The sequence below is a fragment of the Acinetobacter sp. YH12058 genome (assembly GCF_013419805.1).
Taxonomy (GTDB): Bacteria; Pseudomonadota; Gammaproteobacteria; order Pseudomonadales; family Moraxellaceae; genus Acinetobacter; species Acinetobacter towneri.
This window is the reverse complement of record NZ_VOZL01000012.1, coordinates 1-17318: the sequence shown is the minus strand read 5'-3', so window position 1 is coordinate 17318 and position 17318 is coordinate 1. Positions and strand designations below refer to the sequence as shown.

Here is a 17318-nt window from a genome sequence, read left to right as displayed (position 1 = left end):
ATAACAGTCGACTTATGAAAAAAGCTGCTCAATCTAAAGCATGGAAAACCGTGCAAATTGCACGTCATCCTGAACGTCCGCAATTTCTAGACTATGTGGGTGAAATTTTCACTGAATTTGATGCCTTACATGGCGATCGTTTATTTGGTGATGATGGTGCAATGATCGGTGGATTGGCACGCTTTGATGGTCAGCCTGTCATGGTGATAGGTCAACATCGTGGTCGCAGTACCCGCGAAAAATTACAACACAACTTCGGGATGTGTAATCCAGAAGGCTACCGTAAGGCACAGCGTCTTATGGATATGGCAGAGCGTTTTAATCTGCCAGTTTTCACTTTTGTTGATACGATGGGTGCATACCCAGGTGTAGGTGCAGAGGAACGTGGTCAGGCAGAAGCGATTGCGACCAGCTTAGCGCAATTGTCGAACTTAAAAGTACCTGTAATTGCTACAGTATTGGGCGAAGGTGGTTCAGGCGGTGCGTTGGGTATTGGCGTGGCTGACCGTGTGGTAATGTTGTCACACAGTATTTACTCTGTTATTTCACCAGAAGGTTGTGCGTCTATTCTGTGGAAAACTGCAGAAAAAGCCGAACAAGCCAGTGAAGCATTGGCATTGACTGCAGAAAAACTGCAAAAGATTGGTATTGTAGAATACGTGGTTGATGAAGGTGAGGGTGCGCATTTAAACCCTGAACAAGTCATGCACAGTCTGAAAAATGTGTTAAAAGAAGCTTTGGATGAATTGCAAGCGATGGATGCAACACAACGATGCGAAGAACGTTACCAGCGTTTAATGAAGTTTGGCAGCGACAATTTAGGTCTAGCGTCTTAAGCCAATTACAGGCTTTTTCTGCACAGACAAAATTTTTAATCGGATGTAGTGGCGGCATGGATTCCATGCTGCTACTGCATCTTTTGTCGTTTTTGTGCCCTGAAAAAGTACGCGCGATTTATATTGATCACCAATTGCAAAGTCCAAGCGCAGCGTGGGGCACATTGGTGCAAGCCACCTGCCAAAATTTAAATGTGCCGTGTGTGCTGCAAAAAGTCAGTGTGTCTGAGGGTAATTTAGAAAATCAGGCACGTCAGGCGCGTTATCAGGCCTATATGCAGCACTTAGATAGCAACGAAGTTCTAGTATTGGCGCATCATCAGCAAGATCAGGCAGAAACCGTATTGCTGCGTTTGTTTTCAGGCGCAGGTGTGCAAGGACTTGCTGCCATGCAAGCTGTCGATGTGCGTGATGACATCAGTATTTGGCGTCCGTTATTGGATATTTCGCGTGAGCAGATTTGCCAATGGAGTGCTGAATTAAAGCTCGATTATGTGCAAGACCCAAGCAATCAGGATGTGCATTATGACCGAGCTTGGGCAAGAGAAATATTGTGGCCTGTCGTGCAACAGCGTTTTCCTAAAATGCAGCAAGCTGTGACGCGTACTGCAAACTTGATGCAAGATACTGAAAACATTTTGGCAGAAGTTTTGGCGCAGGATTTAGCTGCATGTGGCACAGACTCGCAGTTGAATTTAATTCAGTTACAACAATTGTCTTTGTCACGGCAACGTCAGCTATTATCGGCATGGATGAAAGGACAGGCACAATATCGCCCAAGTTTTGATATGGTCGAACGCTTGCAACGTGAGGTGATTCAAGCCAAAGCCGATGCACAAGCGGCATTACATTGTCAGGATTATTATTATCTGCGTTATCAGCAACAATTATTTCGTTTGCCGAAAGCGGAGTATTTAGCTGCAGAACATTTTGAGGCAGAAGAACAAGTGTTATGTTTGCAGGCAGATCAGACTTTTCAAGTGTGGTCTGGCTGTTATCAACTGCAACAAGCCAAAGTCGGTTTATCTGCAACTTTGCTGAATCGTCCGTTAACTTTACGGCCACGTTTGGGTGGTGAAAAAATTCATTTGTATGGTCGGGTGGGCACATGGCCACTGAAAAAAGCCATTCAGGAAGCACAAATTTTTCCGTGGACGCGTCATACAATTCAAATATTAAGCCTAGATAATGTTATGCTAGGCGTTTTTAGCCCCAAAGGCTTTTGGCTTGCACAGTCGGACTATTGTGTCGCAGATGGATGGCAACCGAATTTAGTCTCTTAACGACAAAGAACTCAACGAAGAGCGTGAATCATGAGTGCAGTATTGAATTGTAATATTAGTTTCATTGGCGGTGGCAACATGGCGCAAGCCTTGATTGGTGGTTTGATTGCCAGAGGTTTGCCGCCAACCCGTATTACAGTTTCAGACCCTGTAGAACAAGTGCGTGAATTATTAAAAGAAAAAGATGTGCATGTCACTGAGGATAATTTGGCCGCGATTGCAGATGCAGATATTGTGGTATTTGCAGTCAAACCACAGGTTTTGGCACAAGTATTGCGTCCATTGCACGGTCAGTTTGAAGATAAACTGGTGATTTCGATTGTTGCGGGCGCAGAAATTGCCACGATTTCTGAGTTATTACGTACAGAACGTGTAGTGCGGGTAATGCCAAATACGCCTGCTTTGGTGCAAACAGGTGCACATGGTTTGTATGCAACCGAACAGGTCAATAGCACTGACCGTGAATTGGCAAGTCAGGTTTTGGCAGCGACAGGTTTAACTATTTGGGTAAACTCTGAGGCGCAAATTGATGCTGTGACTGCAGTATCTGGTTCAGGGCCAGCATATTTCTTCTATTTGATGGAAAGTATGATTCGTGCAGGCAAGAACTTAGGTTTAGATGAAAAAGTGGCGACAGCACTGACGTTACAAACTGCTTTGGGTGCAGCACAAATGGCAATTACCAGCTCGAATACACCTGCAGAATTACGCAAAAATGTAACTTCACCAAATGGCACGACCCAAGCGGCAATTGAAGTGTTTGATCATGCGCAAATTTCACAAAATATTCAGGCGGCATTGGCTGCTGCTAAAACGCGTAGTCAAGAATTAGCGCAAGAGTTGAGTGATAGTATTTAATTATTGAAAAACAATGAATTTAAATTTTAGGAAAGTTTAAGTATGGGTGCAAATTCTGCGCTAATTTTTGGCATTATCATTAACGTAGCGATTTTGCTCGTATTCTTCCGTTTCTTAATGCAATTGGCAGCGGTGAGTCCTTATAACCCTGTGGTGCTTTCAACCATTAAAGCCACCAAAATTGTAGATGTATTTGGACGTATTTTTCCAACGGTTGGCAAAGGTCGAGTTAACTCTGCAGCCTTGGCTTTGTTGGTGGTGTTGTATCTACTCAAAATTTTTGGTGTTATGTATCTCAATGGTGCGATGCCGAATAGTCCAATTCACTTACTGATTCTGACTTTTGTGACCATGATTCAGGATTTAATCCGTTTCTGTCGTTATTTGATTTTTGCCACCATTATTTTGAGTTGGGTGGTGATGTTTACTCAATCTCGTGGCCCGTATATTGAGGTGATTCAAGAGTTGGCAGAGCCGTTATTAGCACCATTTCGTCGTTTATTGCCGAACATGGGCATGATTGATTTGTCGCCAATTATTGCATTTTTGGCTTTATATATCGCTGAAATTATTATGAATCAGGTAGCGATTGTATTGCTGACTGGCTTATAAGTCGCATTATCCTAAAACATTAAAAAGGACTCAAATCGAGTCCTTTTTTTGTAGTTTAAGTTTGGGCTGACGACCTTAATGAGTCTTCAGAAATACAAATAACCTGCATCCTGACCTCCTTCTAGGCGAAGGAAGGTGCTGAAAAAAGAGAGCGCAACGACTTTAATGCGCTTCATCCCAGTTATTGCCTTTTCCGACTTCCACCACCAATGGTACAGAAATTTCCACCACAGATTGCATGACTTCTGCCAACTTCGGCGCGAGTTCATCTGCCGCATCTGCATCGACTTCAAATACCAATTCATCGTGTACTTGCAGCAACATTTTGGCTTGCGCTTGCGGTAACATTTTGTCGACTTCAATCATCGCCATTTTAATAATATCAGCTGCAGAGCCTTGTAATGGCGCGTTAATTGCCGCACGTTCTGCCGCTTTACGTACCATCATATTACGTGCAGCAATATCTGGCGTATAGAGGCGACGACCTAAAATAGTTTCTACAAAACCTTGTTCTAGCGCGACTTGGCGGGTACGTTGCATATATTCATAAATGCCCGGATAACGCTGGAAGTATTGCTTGATGTAGTTTTGTGATTCTTCACGGGTAAACCCAAGCTGACGAATTAAGCCAAATTCCGACATGCCGTAGAGCAGACCGAAGTTTACAGCTTTGGCCTGACGACGCTGATCTGAGGTTACGTCTTCTAAGGCAATACCCAAGACTTCTGCCGCAGTACGGCGGTGCACGTCTTGTCCATGGTTAAAGGCATCGAGTAGGGCATCATCTTGTGAAAAATGTGCCATTAAACGCAATTCGATTTGCGAGTAGTCGGCTGCCAACAACACGCGACCTTCAGGTGCGACAAAGGCTTTACGAATTTGACGACCAATTTCGGTACGAATTGGAATGTTTTGTAAGTTTGGATCAGTAGAAGATAAACGCCCTGTTGCAGTCAAAGCTTGGTGATAACTGGTATGCACTCGATGCGTATCGTTGTTGGCTTGTTTCAGTAAGCCATCGGTATAGGTGCTTTTGAGTTTAGATAAACCACGGTAGTCTAAAATTAAACTACTGATCGGATGCTCAATTTTTTCCAAAACACTTTCACTGGTACTGTATTGACCTGTTGCGGTTTTCTTGCCGCCTTTGAGTCCGAGTTTATCAAACAGGATTTCGCCCACTTGTTTCGGTGAGCTGACATTAAAGTTTTCACCTGCCAATTCTACAATTTGGTTTTCCAAATCTTGCATGGTTTGGGAAAAATCGACACCCAATTGATCTAAAAATTTCAGATCAAGCTGAATGCCATTTTCTTCCATACTGGTCAGCACACGCGCCACAGGCATTTCGATGTTGTGCAAAATATTGACCAATTCAGGATGCTTTTGTAGCTTCGCAGACAGCACTTCATATAAACGATACGTAACATGCGCATCTTCTGCAGCGTAGTGCGCAGCCGTTTCAATTTCAATTTGATTGAAAGTTTTTTGCTTGACGCCTTTGCCTGCAATTTGCTCATAAGATGTGGTCAGGTGGCTTAAATATAAGCGTGCCACGTCATCCATGCCGTGACGGGTTGCGACAGAGTTAAGCACATAAGATGCCAACATGGTATCGAAATACCAACCTTGTAAATGAATACCGTGATTTTCAAGCACATGCGCATCATATTTTAAATGATGCCCAATTTTATCCACCGCATTATTTTCTAAAATAGGTTTGATTTGTGCCAAAACCTGATCACGGTTGAGCTGCTGTGGTGCGCCCTCATAATCATGCGCCAATGGTACGTAATAGGCATCTTTGGCATCGAACGCGATAGAAAAACCAACAATTTCTGCAACGCGATAATCCAGACTGGTGGTTTCTGTATCAAAGGCAAAACGCTGTGCAGTTTGCAAGCGTTGCAGCAAAGCATCCCAATGCGCCTGATCTAAAATGGTGTGGTATGTTGCTGCACCGAGTTGATCATCAACACTGCTTTGCGTGGCTTGATCTTCAGTTTCAATTTCATTGGCTGTCGGTGCGGCGACTGTTTTTGCAGCTTGTTTATAATTGCTGTTATTTGGATTATTTGGATGATCGAGCGATTGTAATTGATTACGGAATTCTAGCTCGGTATATAAATTGCGTAAGGCTTCAACATTAGGGTCTTGTAGTTTTAGATCGGCATAACCAAAGTTCAGATCAAGGTCACAAACAATGCTGGCGAGTTGATGATCTAGCGCGATGCCATCGGCATTGTCTTTAATATTTTGTCCGACTTTGCCTTTAATATGATCGACATTTTCTAAAATCGCACCAATCGAGCCATATTCGGCCAGTAGTTTTGCAGCAGTTTTGGCGCCAATGCCAGGCACGCCCATAATACCATCAGAAGCATCACCCATGAGGGTCAGATAATCAATAATTTGATGCGGCCATACGCCAAACTTGTCAAATACAGCCTGAATATCCATTGGCTTTTCTTTGAAGCTGTCTTCAAGGGTAACTTTTTCAGTCACCAACTGCGCCATGTCTTTATCGCCCGTAGAAATCAGTACTTGCTGTCCTTCGGCTTCGGCACGTTTGGCTAAAGTTCCAATAATATCATCGGCTTCTGCGCCTGGTAGCATGTAAAGTGGAATACCCAAAGCACGAATTAAAGCATGTAAGTATGGAATTTGCTGAGAAAGTTCCTCAGGCATACTTGGGCGGTCACCTTTATAAATTGGCGATAGTTCGTGACGGAAAGTCGGCTCAGGCGTATCAAAAATTACCGCCATGTGAGTAGGCTGAGTACGACGCATCAACTTTTGAATCGCAGAGATCGCGCCACGAATAGCATTGGTATGTAAACCAGTTGACGTGGTTAATGGTGGTAGTGCGTGAAAGGCACGAAATAGAAAATATGAGCCATCGACCAAGACAAATGGTGGCATGGATTGATTCCTTCTGCAAATAAGCAGTTTATTGTACGTGATTTTTGCAGTTGTCGCAGAAACTGATTTTTAAGGCAAGTGTTGCAGACGCACAGTTACCGAATTGCTGATGAATCCTGATTCAGAATCGTGCTGTCTGTTGTATGATCGGAGCCATGACAATATCAATAAAATGAAGAGCAATGCAGACAGGGCAGAATGAAATTCGAATCATTTGGTTCATGCTATTAATCATAATTTCAATTGGCGCATGGTGGCTCGGTGTGCCGATGCTGAGTTATATCTGTGCAGTTGCTGCGGTGGTCAGCGTGATGTTTTTTGTGGGACGAGTGCAGAACTCACTGGAACAGGTTGTGGATGCACAGTCACAAGTACAACGCCAAAGCTCTAAAACTCCTTTATATATCGCCGCTTTTATTGCTTTTTTAGGAATATTGCTGGATTGGTATTTACTGACATCTATTGCTTTAAGTGCATGGATTTTTATGTTGTTGCGATGGTTGCAGCGTTTGGAGCAAGGACTGTATCAATTACAGCAATTACAAAGTGCCGCTAAGCTTCAGGCGCATGCTCAAAAGAGCTATCCTCAAAAGACCAATGCTCAAGAGAAAAAGGTTCAAACGCAATTCGCAGAGCATATTTTAGCCAATACATCTGAAGTTGATGCAAGTCTTTCATCAGTTAAGGCAAATGTGGATGATGGTGTTATATCAACCGCTTCTCAACCTGAAACCATCGCTATTCAATCTGATTCCACATTATCGAGCGAGCCGAATTCTGTTCGGGAACAAGCAGCTCAAGTTTCTTATCCATATCAAGACCAAGAGTATCTACATCAAGAATATTCAGCTCCAGATTTAGCCAAATCCTCAAGGTCTGTTGCACCTTTTGCAACTCAGTCGCGCTCATCAAGTAACAGTTTATTGCAACAAGCTCAATCATGGCTGATACATGGTAATCCTGTATTAAAAGCAGCAATTGTAGTGTTACTCATAGGCGTGGTGTTACTGCTACGTTTTGCTACTGAACATTGGCAATTTAGTTTGGCAGTGAAACTTTTGTTCGTTGCTGGCGTGAGTGCAGCAGTGACAGTATTCGGTTATCTGTTACGCAACAAAAATCGCAGCTTTGCTTTGGGTGTGCAAGGTTTGGGGTTGGCTGGGCTGTGTCTGACCTTATTTTTTGCCTATTACAATTTGGTCATTCCAAATTTAGCTATCGCCAGTCTGTGTTTTATTGTGGTGATGTTGCTCACGCTCTGGCTGAGTTTAAAACAACAATCAGTCGAACTTGCCCTCATGGCAATGCTGATTGCGTATTTCGCACCGTTTACTTTACCTGTTCGTAATGCAACAGCCATTGAATTTATTGCCTATTATTTGCTGATTAATATTTCGGTTGCCATTTTAAGTAGTTTACGTCCGTGGAAATATTTAAATCAAATTGCGTTTTTAATGACGGTTGTGGTGGGTGGCAGCTATGCCTTTTATCATGGTTATATCTTTGAACGGCAGGTGCTAACGCTTTTAGTTTTGGCGCATGCGGCTATTTTTATTTGGTTGGGTTTTCGCTTTAGTCAGCTTTTGGCACAGGAAGATGTCGCCACGTTTCAGCTGAAACCTATTTTAGACCTTGCCTTGATTTTTGGCGCACCCATTGTCGGTTATGCCTGTTTATATCTGATGTATTTTGAAGAAACAGCAGAGCAGGCAGCCTTTAGTTTGTTATTTGCGGTGGTTTTTGCAGGTTTGTATTGGCTGATCAAACAGCATCGGCAGACACAATTTATTGCACAAAGTTATTTCAGTTTGATGCTGATTTTTAGTGTGTTGATTCCACCTATTTTACTGCCTGAACAATGGAGTGTCATTGGTTGGGCATTACAAGGCGTGGCTGTGTTTATTTTTGCCTTTATTCAATATTCTAAAATTAGCCGTTATTTGGCACTAGGTTTGTTTGCCGTAGCGGGCTTATCTGGGCTGTATTATTTAGTAGAGTTGCCTTATTTCGAGCGCAGTATTTATTGGGTACTGAGCCTAAGTTATGCCACGGTTGTGGTGTTTTCCAACAGCCGTGCAGCTTTCAGACAACAACTGAGCACAGCAACCACGAGCGTACTGTGTTTAATGATGTTGTCTGCAACCAGTTTATGGCTATGGTTAGGTTTAGATTACTTTGATGGAGAACTTGCAACCGTACAGACGCTTTTGGCGGTGGTGGTCATTTATTTACTTATCAACGAAGTACTACTTTCTCGTCAAGCGACATGGTCATGGCTATTGCCCAAATGGTTAGGTCTAACGCCAGTTTCGCTCACTGCAGCAGGTTTATTATTCAGCCGTAGCTATGATGGAGCGGTGCATTGGGTTTCGGGTACTGAACGTCTGCTATTTGCCTTGTTTGCAGGCGTGCTCAGTGTGTTGTGGTTGCGTCCTTTATGGACTGTCCGCAGCGACAAAGAATGGCTGAGTTTAGGACTGTTACCCATTTTGGCGATGGCGAGTTTAACGCTGTTACCACAGCATCCGTATAGCAGCGTGGTGATTTTACCATTGCTCTTTGCGGCGTGGTGTTGGTGGCAACAACCGGATTCAGATTGGCGCAAATTTTGGTATGCGCGTAGCAATTTAATCTTCATGTTGATGTGGATGCTATGTTCACAACTGTTGACTGAACACGCATTTTACGGCTATGTACTGCCTATTTTGAATCCATTTGATTTGGTCAGTATAGCCATGTTGGTGGCTATTTTGTGGATGTTGAATCTGCAACGCAAAACCCATTTAGACCAAGGCTTGGCAGCGGTAATTATGGTCTTGAGTTTACTGTGGCTAAGTAGTTATGTGCTATTACGTGCCTTACATCTGTATTTGGGAACGCCAATCAACCAAATTGCTGTTTGGCAAGATGCCACTGTGCAGCTCAGTTTGACCTTGCTTTGGGTGAGTTTGGCTTGTATCGCCATGTGGATTGCCAGTCTGAAACAATTACGTGCCTTGTGGATTTTAGGCAGCAGTATTTTGGTGATTGTGACCTTAAAATTGGTGCTTTTAGATTTATCTAATATTGGAACTTTAATGCGCGTGCTGTCATTCTTTGCTGCAGGTTTAGGTATGCTACTGATTGCATATATTGCCCCAATTCCTGAGCCAGATCTCGTAAAAAACAACACTTCGCCGTCTTCCAAAGCTTGAGCAGATCCTCAAGTTTAGTTAGAGGCAAAGTGTCGAAGACTGAAACGATTACTTTAAGTCAGGTTCTCGTTTCAGTGCTTGGGCATTGGCATATTGATCAAGTTCTTCATTATTTAAAGGGCGCGATAAAGGATGATCAACAAAACCCATTTTGGGTACAGGAATTTCGATTTGGTTGTCTAGGAAACCATTACGGATACGTTCCTGCATTTCATCACGTACCTTTAAAAAGTTTTCTTGCTGACACCACACCGCAAACAACAATTCAATTGAAGATTCACGGAAAGCTGTAACTGTCACCGCGGGTTTAGGGTCAGACAGCACGAGCGGATATTGATTGGCGACACTGAGCAACACTTCACGCACTTTAATAATATCTTCGTGAAAATTAATCGCGAGGGTAATGGGCACACGTCGGATTGGAAACTTGGACAAGTTATGCACGGGTGCACGAATCAATTGTTCATTGGGTAAACGCACATAAATATTGTCTTGGGTCAGCAATTTAACTGAAAGTAAGTCAATTGAGATCACTTCACCTTCAATGGTGTGTCCGCGAATCAGGGTGATTTGAATGGTATCGCCCACTTCAAAAGAACCTTCACCAATCAGGAACATACCACTAATTAAATTGGATGCCGAGGTTTGTGAGGCAAAACCCAAAGCCACGGTTAAAATACCCGCTGCACCTAAAAACACGCTGAGTTTAAAGCCTGCTTCTTTCAGGCTCGCCATCACAAACAGCAGGAAAATAAAGTAAAAAATCCCGCGTCGCCAAACTAAGCGTTGATGCGCATTAAAACGTGCGCCAATAGTGCGTACAAAAGTATTGGAAACAAAACGTGCAATTAAGAAACCAATCAAAGACAATACAATTGCGACCAAAATTTCGGTCAGACGATCTGTATTGATACTGGTAAAAATTCCTTTGAGGCTGTTGGTGATTTCTTTGGAAATATTGGAATCTGCCATAACATCCTCTTAGAAAAATGAATCAAACATATTAAATAAAGCACCTGCCGTTTCACGCGGTGGTTGCAAATAGGTCACTTCACCTGCATGTGGCGGGGTGCGATTTTCAATCCGAATTCGTGGCGGGCGGTCTAAACCTTCATGCATCACTTTAATTTGTGAAGTCCATAAACGACCTGTACTTTCGCTGAAAAATAAAGGCAGCGCAGGCACAGGCACATTCATTCGGTCAAAACGCAATTGTTGATTGCTGGTGTTGTGAAATTCAATCGGCGTGACGGCACGAAATGCACGTGGTTTTAATTGATGTAATTCGGTACGGCCATCGACTGCTGTGGCATAGCAAATTTCACCTGTACGATGATTGGGGCCAAACCAAGTATCTTTCGGGCGAATAATCGGCAAATCAAAAATGGGTTCACGTTGACCATCGACAAAGGCAGACATCCACAACGGTGTGCTGATATATAAGGTGCCGCGTTGCCCCGCAGGAATATAAATTGGATCGACAGGTTTAATCACCACTGAACGGTCTGCCAAACGAGGCATGAGCTGTAATTTACTTTGTGTAGATTTGAACATATAGCGTTCAATTTTCACAGGTTGTGGAAAGGCAAATTCAGGATCATCAATGTTATGCCATTGCTGTTCATAATCGTATTGAACCTGCGGGCGATAATATTCCAAACGCCATTCTTGCATACCACGGGTCAAACGTACTAAGAGTGAGCCAAATTGCCACGTTTTAGGACGATTGAGCTCAAACTCATAGTCACCCCACCATTTTAATTTAGCCGAATCAGTTTCTGAAATCTCATGATTTTGTGACAATGGCCTATCCCTTTCTTGATAAATCAGCGAAAACAGACTTCACGCTGTCATACGCTTAGAGTACACTCAAATTAAATTTTTTCATCATTATTATAATCGCTGATGCAAGTACTGAAACAATTACAAATACCGTATAGCTTTGCCAAACGCCATGGGGTGTTAATTCGTTATGAGGGCGATCATGCCTTTATTGTACGTCGTGAAAATACGCCGATGCTTGCCATTCAGGAGGCGCGTCGTTTTTTGGGGCATCCTGCACAGCATCAACTTTGTAGCGATCAGGAATTTCACCAATTATTAAGCAGCAGTTTTGCAGGTGATACAGGCGAGTCGCAGCAAGTCGCTGCGGGATTGGAAGATCACCCTGACTTGCTTAGTTTGGCAGATTCAGTTCCTGAAGCAGAAGACCTGATGGATCAGGAAGATGATGCACCGATTGTACGTTTAATCAATGCTTTACTGTCTGAAGCGATTCGGGTTGGCGCATCGGATATTCATATCGAATCTTTTGAGAAAAAACTGTCAGTCCGTTTGCGGGTCGATGGTCAGTTGCGTGAAATCGTGCAACCGCGCCGTGAACTTGCGCCTTTATTGGTGTCACGTATTAAAGTCATGGCAAAACTGGATATTGCCGAAAAACGTATCCCTCAAGATGGTCGTATTTCGCTCAGACTAGCAGGTCGTGAGGTCGATGTACGTGTGTCAACGCTGCCATCTTCGCATGGTGAGCGGGTGGTAATGCGTTTGCTGGATAAGCAAGCAGGTCGTTTAAACATGACGCACTTGGGGCTGATGCAAAATGATTATGAGCGCTTAAAGCAACTGGTACATCGACCACACGGGATTATTTTGGTTACAGGGCCGACAGGTTCGGGTAAAACTACGACCTTATATGCAGCTTTGTCAGACCTGAATGACGGTTCTAAAAATATTTTGACTGCAGAAGACCCGATTGAATATCAACTTGAAGGGATTGGGCAAACACAGGTCAATACCAAAGTGGATATGACCTTCGCTCGTGCTTTAAAAGCCATGCTGCGCCAAGACCCAGATGTGGTGATGGTGGGGGAGATTCGTGACTTAGAAACCGCCGAAATTGCAGTGCAGGCTTCCTTAACTGGTCACTTGGTACTGTCTACCCTACATACCAATACGGCCATTGGTGCAGTCACCCGTTTAAAAGATATGGGCATCGAGCCGTTCTTGCTGTCAAGTTCATTAATTGGGGTGATCGCGCAGCGTTTAGTGCGCACCTTATGTTCGCACTGCGCCACATGGCATGCTGCAGATGACTTTGAACAAGAACTCTTTAAAAGTGTGACCGATGCAAGCGATTTAAAACTTCCGCAACCGAAAGGCTGTGAACATTGCTCACATACAGGTTTTACTGGGCGGACTGCAATTTATGAAATTGTCCCTGTGGATGAAGCAATGCGCCGTTTGATTCATGGCAATGCCGCAGAATATGAACTGGAAGATTATGCACGACAGCAATCAAGTTCGATTCGTGAAGATGGATTGCGTAAGGTATTGGCAGGTAAAACCACTTTGGAAGAAGTGCTGCGCGTGACCAATGAAGCGGCTGAATAGCTAAAAAGTAAGGTTAAGATAAGAAATACAAAGAGTTGATCACTATATTGTTGATCAACCCTTTTTATTGAAATTCAATTTTAAAATTGCAATAAACGACGATGCTGCATTAACGGCATCGACTCTCGAATTTTGCTTTGTTCATCTAAATCAAAGGGCACTGTAATCAGTTGCGTACCTTCGTCTTGCACCATTGACAATAACTGTCCGCGTGAATTGGCAGCGCCTGAATGTCCCCAAGTCTGACGTTTTTCACCATGCCAACCTTGTTGGGCTGCACCTAAAACCTGACATTGACTGTCCATGCCACGCGCCTGCAAGAGCAATTGCCAATGCATTTGACCTGTGGTGTAAGTAAAAGCCGATGGCGCAGTTAAAATATTGGCGCCTTGCGCACGTAAAGTTAAGGCCAATTCAGGAAAGCGCAAGTCATAACACACCATTAAGCCAATGTTGCCAAACGGTGTTTTCGCCACAACGACTTCAGAGCCGGGTTCAAAAAACTTAGATTCCTGATAACCACCAACAGAGTCACCAACTTGCACATCAAACAAATGAATTTTGTCATAACGTGCTTCAGTTTTTTCTGGGCTAATACATAAACTGACCGTACGCACACGACCATCTGCAATTGTTGAACCATCAGGGCGATATGGGCAGGGCAATGTACCCGCCACAATCCAGATTTGATATTGATGTGCAAGCTGTTCCAAACGCTGTTGAATACTTTCAAACTGTGTCGCGGTTTCACGTTGTTTACCGGCCGCAAAACAGATAAAGTTTTCTGGAAAAACGATCAGTTCAGCGCCATCAGCTTTACTCTGTTGAATCAATGTTTCAATGATTTTGAAGTTTTCTTCAATATCGTTTTGCGAGTTCATTTGAGCAACAGAAAGTAAAGTCATCAAAGCATTCCTGAGTGAAGATCAAGCGTTCTGCTGATTTTTCTCAGCACACTGATCAAGATTATCTTGTTCTTTTTGTAGCTGTTTCACCAAAGGTTCGAACATATTTTGGTTGTTTTCATTCAGCTTCATGAGGGTTTTATGGGCATCTAATACTGTGGTGAGCATATTGCTATGCGTGACGTGTTCTTCTACCAGCTCACGCGTGCAGACTGTCGGATCGCCACAGTAATTTAAAATCACAAACACCTGTCCTAAGCCCATGCTATTTGCGAGCGTAGTAATGTCTGGATTAGTAGATAGCATAACTGCCTGAATTTGATGGATTTGTTTTAGTTTTAAGCCTAGCTTAGCCAATATACCTAAAACTGTACTGTCAATAAATGTAGTTTGGGTTAAATCTACAATTGCACCCACCACATTGGATTGCTGTTCAATTTTACTGAGTAGTTTGTCTAGACTAATACAAGATTGGGCACGCACTTCGCCAAAAAGCTTAAAGATATGCGTTCCATTCAAACTTGCATATTCAACATGACCTGTTGACATATAAATGCCATTTGCAGAGAAGGATTAGATAATTATCCCATAGCGACTATATAGACTCAAGTAGCTTACAGTCGTATATCTAGGGTTAAGAAGTTAACTGGCTGATTTGTTGGTTATTTTGTTCGACACAAACTCAAGATTGCAATGTCATCGGCTACATGATCGGGTGCTTGGAATGATTGATTTTGCAAGTGAAAGACCAATTGTTCAAACTGTTCATTCAAACCACCGCTATAAGGTTCTAACGCACCATCGGAGCAGATAATAAAACGTGCCTGTTTATTTAATACGCACTCAAATTCCTCAACTTCTAAATCTTCAGTCAGTCCTAAAGGAAAACTACTGGTATTTAAAATTTTAGGTGCTTGATTGGGTTCGATAATAATGGCAGGTGGATAATGCCCCGCACTCGACCAACGCAGTTCGTGGGTTTCAATATTTAAAATCCCACTAATCATGGTGATATGCTTTTCAATATTTTCTTGAACCAACATGCCATTCAGCTTCTTAATCAGTTCGCGTGGTGTTTTGGAGCGACCATGAAATGCAGCCATCCAAGACGTTAGTAAACTACTAGTTACACCATGCCCAGAGACATCGGCTAAATAGAACATGATTTCTTTATCACTGATTTTCCAGTAATCAAACCAATCGCCCGACAAATAAGCCGAAGGCTTAAATAACGTATCTACACGGTAGTTGCACAGTTCGATAGGATTGGGCAGTAATTTTTTTTGTAATTCCGCCGCAGAAGGTAAGTCACGGCTGTCTTGATTGCGTTTATATTGTGCGTCTATTTTGCGTAAGGCTTGTGGTGGATTTTCTGGTAAACGACTCCACAACCAACCTGCTAAAGCGCCTTGTTCCCATGCTTGCACCAATGCTGTGCCTTCATCTTCAAAGGCCAATACAATCGTGGGTAAATTCCATTGATGTGTTAAATAATCTTGCACATCGGCAATTGCAATAATGGTTGGGTCATACAAGCTGATGTCATCTATGTGAATCATTTGCACACTAGGAAGTGTGTCGAGCACCTGTTCTAGATATGGAATATCACGTGTGGGTTGAATGAAATACATAGAGTTTTGTGTTGACCCTGAACCTAAACAAAGCGTTACTATAACAATGCCTGAATACTCAAGGAAAGTAAAAACTCACCTTGAGTAAAATGTTTTACAAATTATTCTTTGCTTTCTTCAGGCGGGTTTATTTCTTCTTGATCATCAAAAAGTTCTTCGCTTTCATCATCTACAAAAGAAATACTATCTGCATCGAGTCCTTTCTTTTCCGCAATTTCAAAGTTTTTACGTTGCAAGTAAATATCCCGAATCGCGGCATATTTATCGCCCTGTAATACTTGTTCTACATCTAGGAGTTGCGAGCGCGTATCTAGGCCGCGCATAACTTGCTCCGACCAATATAAACGGTCATTGCCATCTAAAATGTATTTTTGTGGACGTGCCTGACCATCTACAAGTGTGCCGAAACCATCACGGAAAGTACTTGGGCCGTAAATTGGTAGCATGACATAAGGCCCTGAAGGGACACCGTAGTAGCCCAAGGTTGTACCAAAATTTTCTTCTTCCGTGTCTAAACCTAAACGACGTGCAGGGTCAGCCATGCCTAAAGTAGTAATCGTATTTAAACTAAAACGACCTAAAGTTTTTGCGGCACGTAAAGGGCGGCCTTGAATCAATTGGTTAACCGCATTCCAAGGTTCGCCCAAGTTTTTTCGGAATTGACGATATGACCCGCGCACTTCACCAGGGACTTTCTTTGTATATTGAACCGCAAGTGGACGCGCGATATTATGATCTAACATATCGTTGAATGCATAAATCTGACGGTTCAAAGGTTGTAGTGGGTCTTTGACTTCATCGGGTTGTGCAGCATTTGCATTCACTTTTAAATCTTTGGCTTTTACATTTTTTAATTCTTTAAGCGCATCCAAACGACTACTTTTAGTTTCAGAAGATGAATTTGCTGCAATAACTTCAGCAGTTTCTTCTTGAGCAGCTGCTTCAGTAGAAGGCGTTGTCGCATGTGTTGAGGTGATGAATCCTAAAGAAACAAGGCACACCCAAAGATATTTTTGTTGATACATAAAGAATCCTAGCGCTTAAATCTGAGTAAGCAAAAGCTGTTATATCGCCGATGGGTGTATAGTAACAGTTAATTGAAACGATGTATTAAAGCAAATTTGCTCAAAATGTGTGTAGAAAAGGTAAGAATGAACAAAAAATAAACACTCGATATATTTCCTTTGCAAAAAGTGTTGCATGGCGAAATATTTCACCTATAATGCACATCCATCGGCGGTAATGAAGATTAAAACTTCTGGTAAAACAATGACTTGATTGAAATCGATTGGGTTGGGTTTTAGAAAGGAAGTTTAAAATAATTTAAATTACCAGTTGACACTTTAGAAATAAAGCGTAATATAGCCGACCTAGCTTGATGCTGACGAAGCATCGAGAAGATCATTAAGAGATTATGAAGAACAACTTGTGTGGATTTTTACTGATTGATTGATCGAAAATATTTCATTGATTGATTGGTTTAAATTACTCGAAGTTTATTTGAGCGAAATTTAAGTCAGAAAATTGATGAGCCAGATTTGGAAGTTTAGATTAAAACTTCAAAATGATTTTAACTGAAGAGTTTGATCATGGCTCAGATTGAACGCTGGCGGCAGGCTTAACACATGCAAGTCGAGCGGGCGAGGTTGCTTCGGTAACTGAGCTAGCGGCGGACGGGTGAGTA

13 protein-coding genes and 1 rRNA gene are annotated in these 17318 nt (G+C 42.6%); 7 read left to right on the top strand and 7 right to left on the bottom strand.

Translation table 11 applies throughout. The features are described 5' to 3' along the window. Positions 1–14 precede the first annotated feature (14 nt). From FTU09_RS08505 to FTU09_RS08490, 4 genes are read left to right on the top strand one after another with little or no spacing between them, the layout of a single operon-like run. Positions 15–836 (top strand): acetyl-CoA carboxylase carboxyltransferase subunit alpha, encoded by an 822-nt coding sequence (locus FTU09_RS08505; RefSeq protein ID WP_004975170.1) that lies wholly within the window; start codon positions 15–17, stop codon positions 834–836. After that, positions 773–2119, top strand: a complete 1347-nt coding sequence (tilS, locus tag FTU09_RS08500) for a tRNA lysidine(34) synthetase TilS (protein WP_104852453.1) — start codon at positions 773–775, stop codon at positions 2117–2119. Before FTU09_RS08505 ends, tilS begins: the two co-directional genes overlap by 64 nt. Before the next feature lie 30 nt (positions 2120–2149). After that, a complete protein-coding gene (gene proC / locus FTU09_RS08495) occupies positions 2150–2977 on the top strand; it encodes a pyrroline-5-carboxylate reductase (protein WP_096902428.1) in 828 nt (275 codons plus the stop codon). A gap of 42 nt (positions 2978–3019) precedes the next feature. After that, positions 3020–3589 carry a YggT family protein gene (locus tag FTU09_RS08490; RefSeq protein WP_004975174.1) on the top strand — a complete coding sequence of 190 codons (570 nt, stop codon included), beginning with the start codon at positions 3020–3022 and terminating at the stop codon, positions 3587–3589. Positions 3590–3751: 162 nt separating this feature from the next. On the opposite strand, the gene polA is transcribed toward FTU09_RS08490, so the two are convergent. Then, complete coding sequence (gene polA, locus FTU09_RS08485; RefSeq protein WP_180079987.1) at positions 3752–6511, bottom strand: DNA polymerase I; 2760 nt, start codon at positions 6509–6511, stop codon at positions 3752–3754. A 182-nt stretch (positions 6512–6693) separates the two neighbouring features. On the opposite strand from polA, the gene FTU09_RS08480 reads away from it, so the two are divergent. Continuing rightward, a complete protein-coding gene (locus FTU09_RS08480; RefSeq protein ID WP_180079985.1) occupies positions 6694–9705 on the top strand; it encodes a DUF2339 domain-containing protein in 3012 nt (1003 codons plus the stop codon). 48 nt (positions 9706–9753) lie between these two features. Here FTU09_RS08480 and FTU09_RS08475 read toward each other — a convergent pair whose 3' ends face one another. Together FTU09_RS08475 and FTU09_RS08470 are read right to left on the bottom strand one after the other, a co-directional pair. Further along, complete coding sequence (locus FTU09_RS08475; protein WP_096902425.1) at positions 9754–10677, bottom strand: mechanosensitive ion channel family protein; 924 nt, start codon at positions 10675–10677, stop codon at positions 9754–9756. A 9-nt stretch (positions 10678–10686) separates the two neighbouring features. Further along, on the bottom strand, positions 10687–11508 hold the full coding sequence (locus FTU09_RS08470) for a hypothetical protein (protein WP_004975182.1): 822 nt from the start codon (positions 11506–11508) through the stop codon (positions 10687–10689). Between the two features lie 102 nt (positions 11509–11610). Between FTU09_RS08470 and gspE the strand changes: the two genes are divergently transcribed. Then, positions 11611–13098, top strand: a complete 1488-nt coding sequence (gene gspE / locus FTU09_RS08465) for a type II secretion system ATPase GspE (RefSeq protein ID WP_180050468.1) — start codon at positions 11611–11613, stop codon at positions 13096–13098. 80 nt (positions 13099–13178) lie between these two features. Here the strand turns inward: gspE and FTU09_RS08460 are convergent, their stop codons facing one another. The 4 genes from FTU09_RS08460 to FTU09_RS08445 all read right to left on the bottom strand — a co-directional run bounded on the left by FTU09_RS08460 (position 13179) and on the right by FTU09_RS08445 (position 16659). Beyond that, positions 13179–14003 carry a carbon-nitrogen hydrolase family protein gene (locus FTU09_RS08460; RefSeq protein ID WP_180060974.1) on the bottom strand — a complete coding sequence of 275 codons (825 nt, stop codon included), beginning with the start codon at positions 14001–14003 and terminating at the stop codon, positions 13179–13181. A 21-nt stretch (positions 14004–14024) separates the two neighbouring features. Continuing rightward, the gene (gigB, locus tag FTU09_RS08455; protein WP_070154874.1) at positions 14025–14552 is read right to left on the bottom strand and encodes an anti-anti-sigma factor GigB; all 528 of its coding nucleotides are present in this window, start codon (positions 14550–14552) and stop codon (positions 14025–14027) included. Positions 14553–14665: 113 nt separating this feature from the next. Beyond that, positions 14666–15634, bottom strand: a complete 969-nt coding sequence (gigA, locus tag FTU09_RS08450; protein WP_096902424.1) for an RsbU family protein phosphatase GigA — start codon at positions 15632–15634, stop codon at positions 14666–14668. A gap of 101 nt (positions 15635–15735) precedes the next feature. Beyond that, positions 15736–16659 carry a VacJ family lipoprotein gene (locus FTU09_RS08445; RefSeq protein WP_180079983.1) on the bottom strand — a complete coding sequence of 308 codons (924 nt, stop codon included), beginning with the start codon at positions 16657–16659 and terminating at the stop codon, positions 15736–15738. A 546-nt stretch (positions 16660–17205) separates the two neighbouring features. Here FTU09_RS08445 and FTU09_RS08440 point away from each other — a divergent pair. Then, positions 17206–17318 (top strand): 16S ribosomal RNA (locus FTU09_RS08440); the annotation flags it as partial.

What these genes read in the sequence shown, in the direction of transcription:
- FTU09_RS08505 (WP_004975170.1), top strand. Translation starts at nt 15, where the DNA reads ATGAAAAAAGCTGCTCAATCTAAAGCATGGAAAACCGTGCAAATTGCA.
- tilS (WP_104852453.1), top strand. Translation starts at nt 773, where the DNA reads ATGCGAAGAACGTTACCAGCGTTTAATGAAGTTTGGCAGCGACAATTT.
- proC (WP_096902428.1), top strand. Translation starts at nt 2,150, where the DNA reads ATGAGTGCAGTATTGAATTGTAATATTAGTTTCATTGGCGGTGGCAAC.
- FTU09_RS08490 (WP_004975174.1), top strand. Translation starts at nt 3,020, where the DNA reads ATGGGTGCAAATTCTGCGCTAATTTTTGGCATTATCATTAACGTAGCG.
- polA (WP_180079987.1), bottom strand. Translation starts at nt 6,511, where the DNA reads ATGCCACCATTTGTCTTGGTCGATGGCTCATATTTTCTATTTCGTGCC.
- FTU09_RS08480 (WP_180079985.1), top strand. Translation starts at nt 6,694, where the DNA reads ATGCAGACAGGGCAGAATGAAATTCGAATCATTTGGTTCATGCTATTA.
- FTU09_RS08475 (WP_096902425.1), bottom strand. Translation starts at nt 10,677, where the DNA reads ATGGCAGATTCCAATATTTCCAAAGAAATCACCAACAGCCTCAAAGGA.
- gspE (WP_180050468.1), top strand. Translation starts at nt 11,611, where the DNA reads ATGCAAGTACTGAAACAATTACAAATACCGTATAGCTTTGCCAAACGC.
- FTU09_RS08460 (WP_180060974.1), bottom strand. Translation starts at nt 14,003, where the DNA reads ATGACTTTACTTTCTGTTGCTCAAATGAACTCGCAAAACGATATTGAA.
- gigB (WP_070154874.1), bottom strand. Translation starts at nt 14,552, where the DNA reads ATGTCAACAGGTCATGTTGAATATGCAAGTTTGAATGGAACGCATATC.
- gigA (WP_096902424.1), bottom strand. Translation starts at nt 15,634, where the DNA reads ATGTATTTCATTCAACCCACACGTGATATTCCATATCTAGAACAGGTG.
- FTU09_RS08445 (WP_180079983.1), bottom strand. Translation starts at nt 16,659, where the DNA reads ATGTATCAACAAAAATATCTTTGGGTGTGCCTTGTTTCTTTAGGATTC.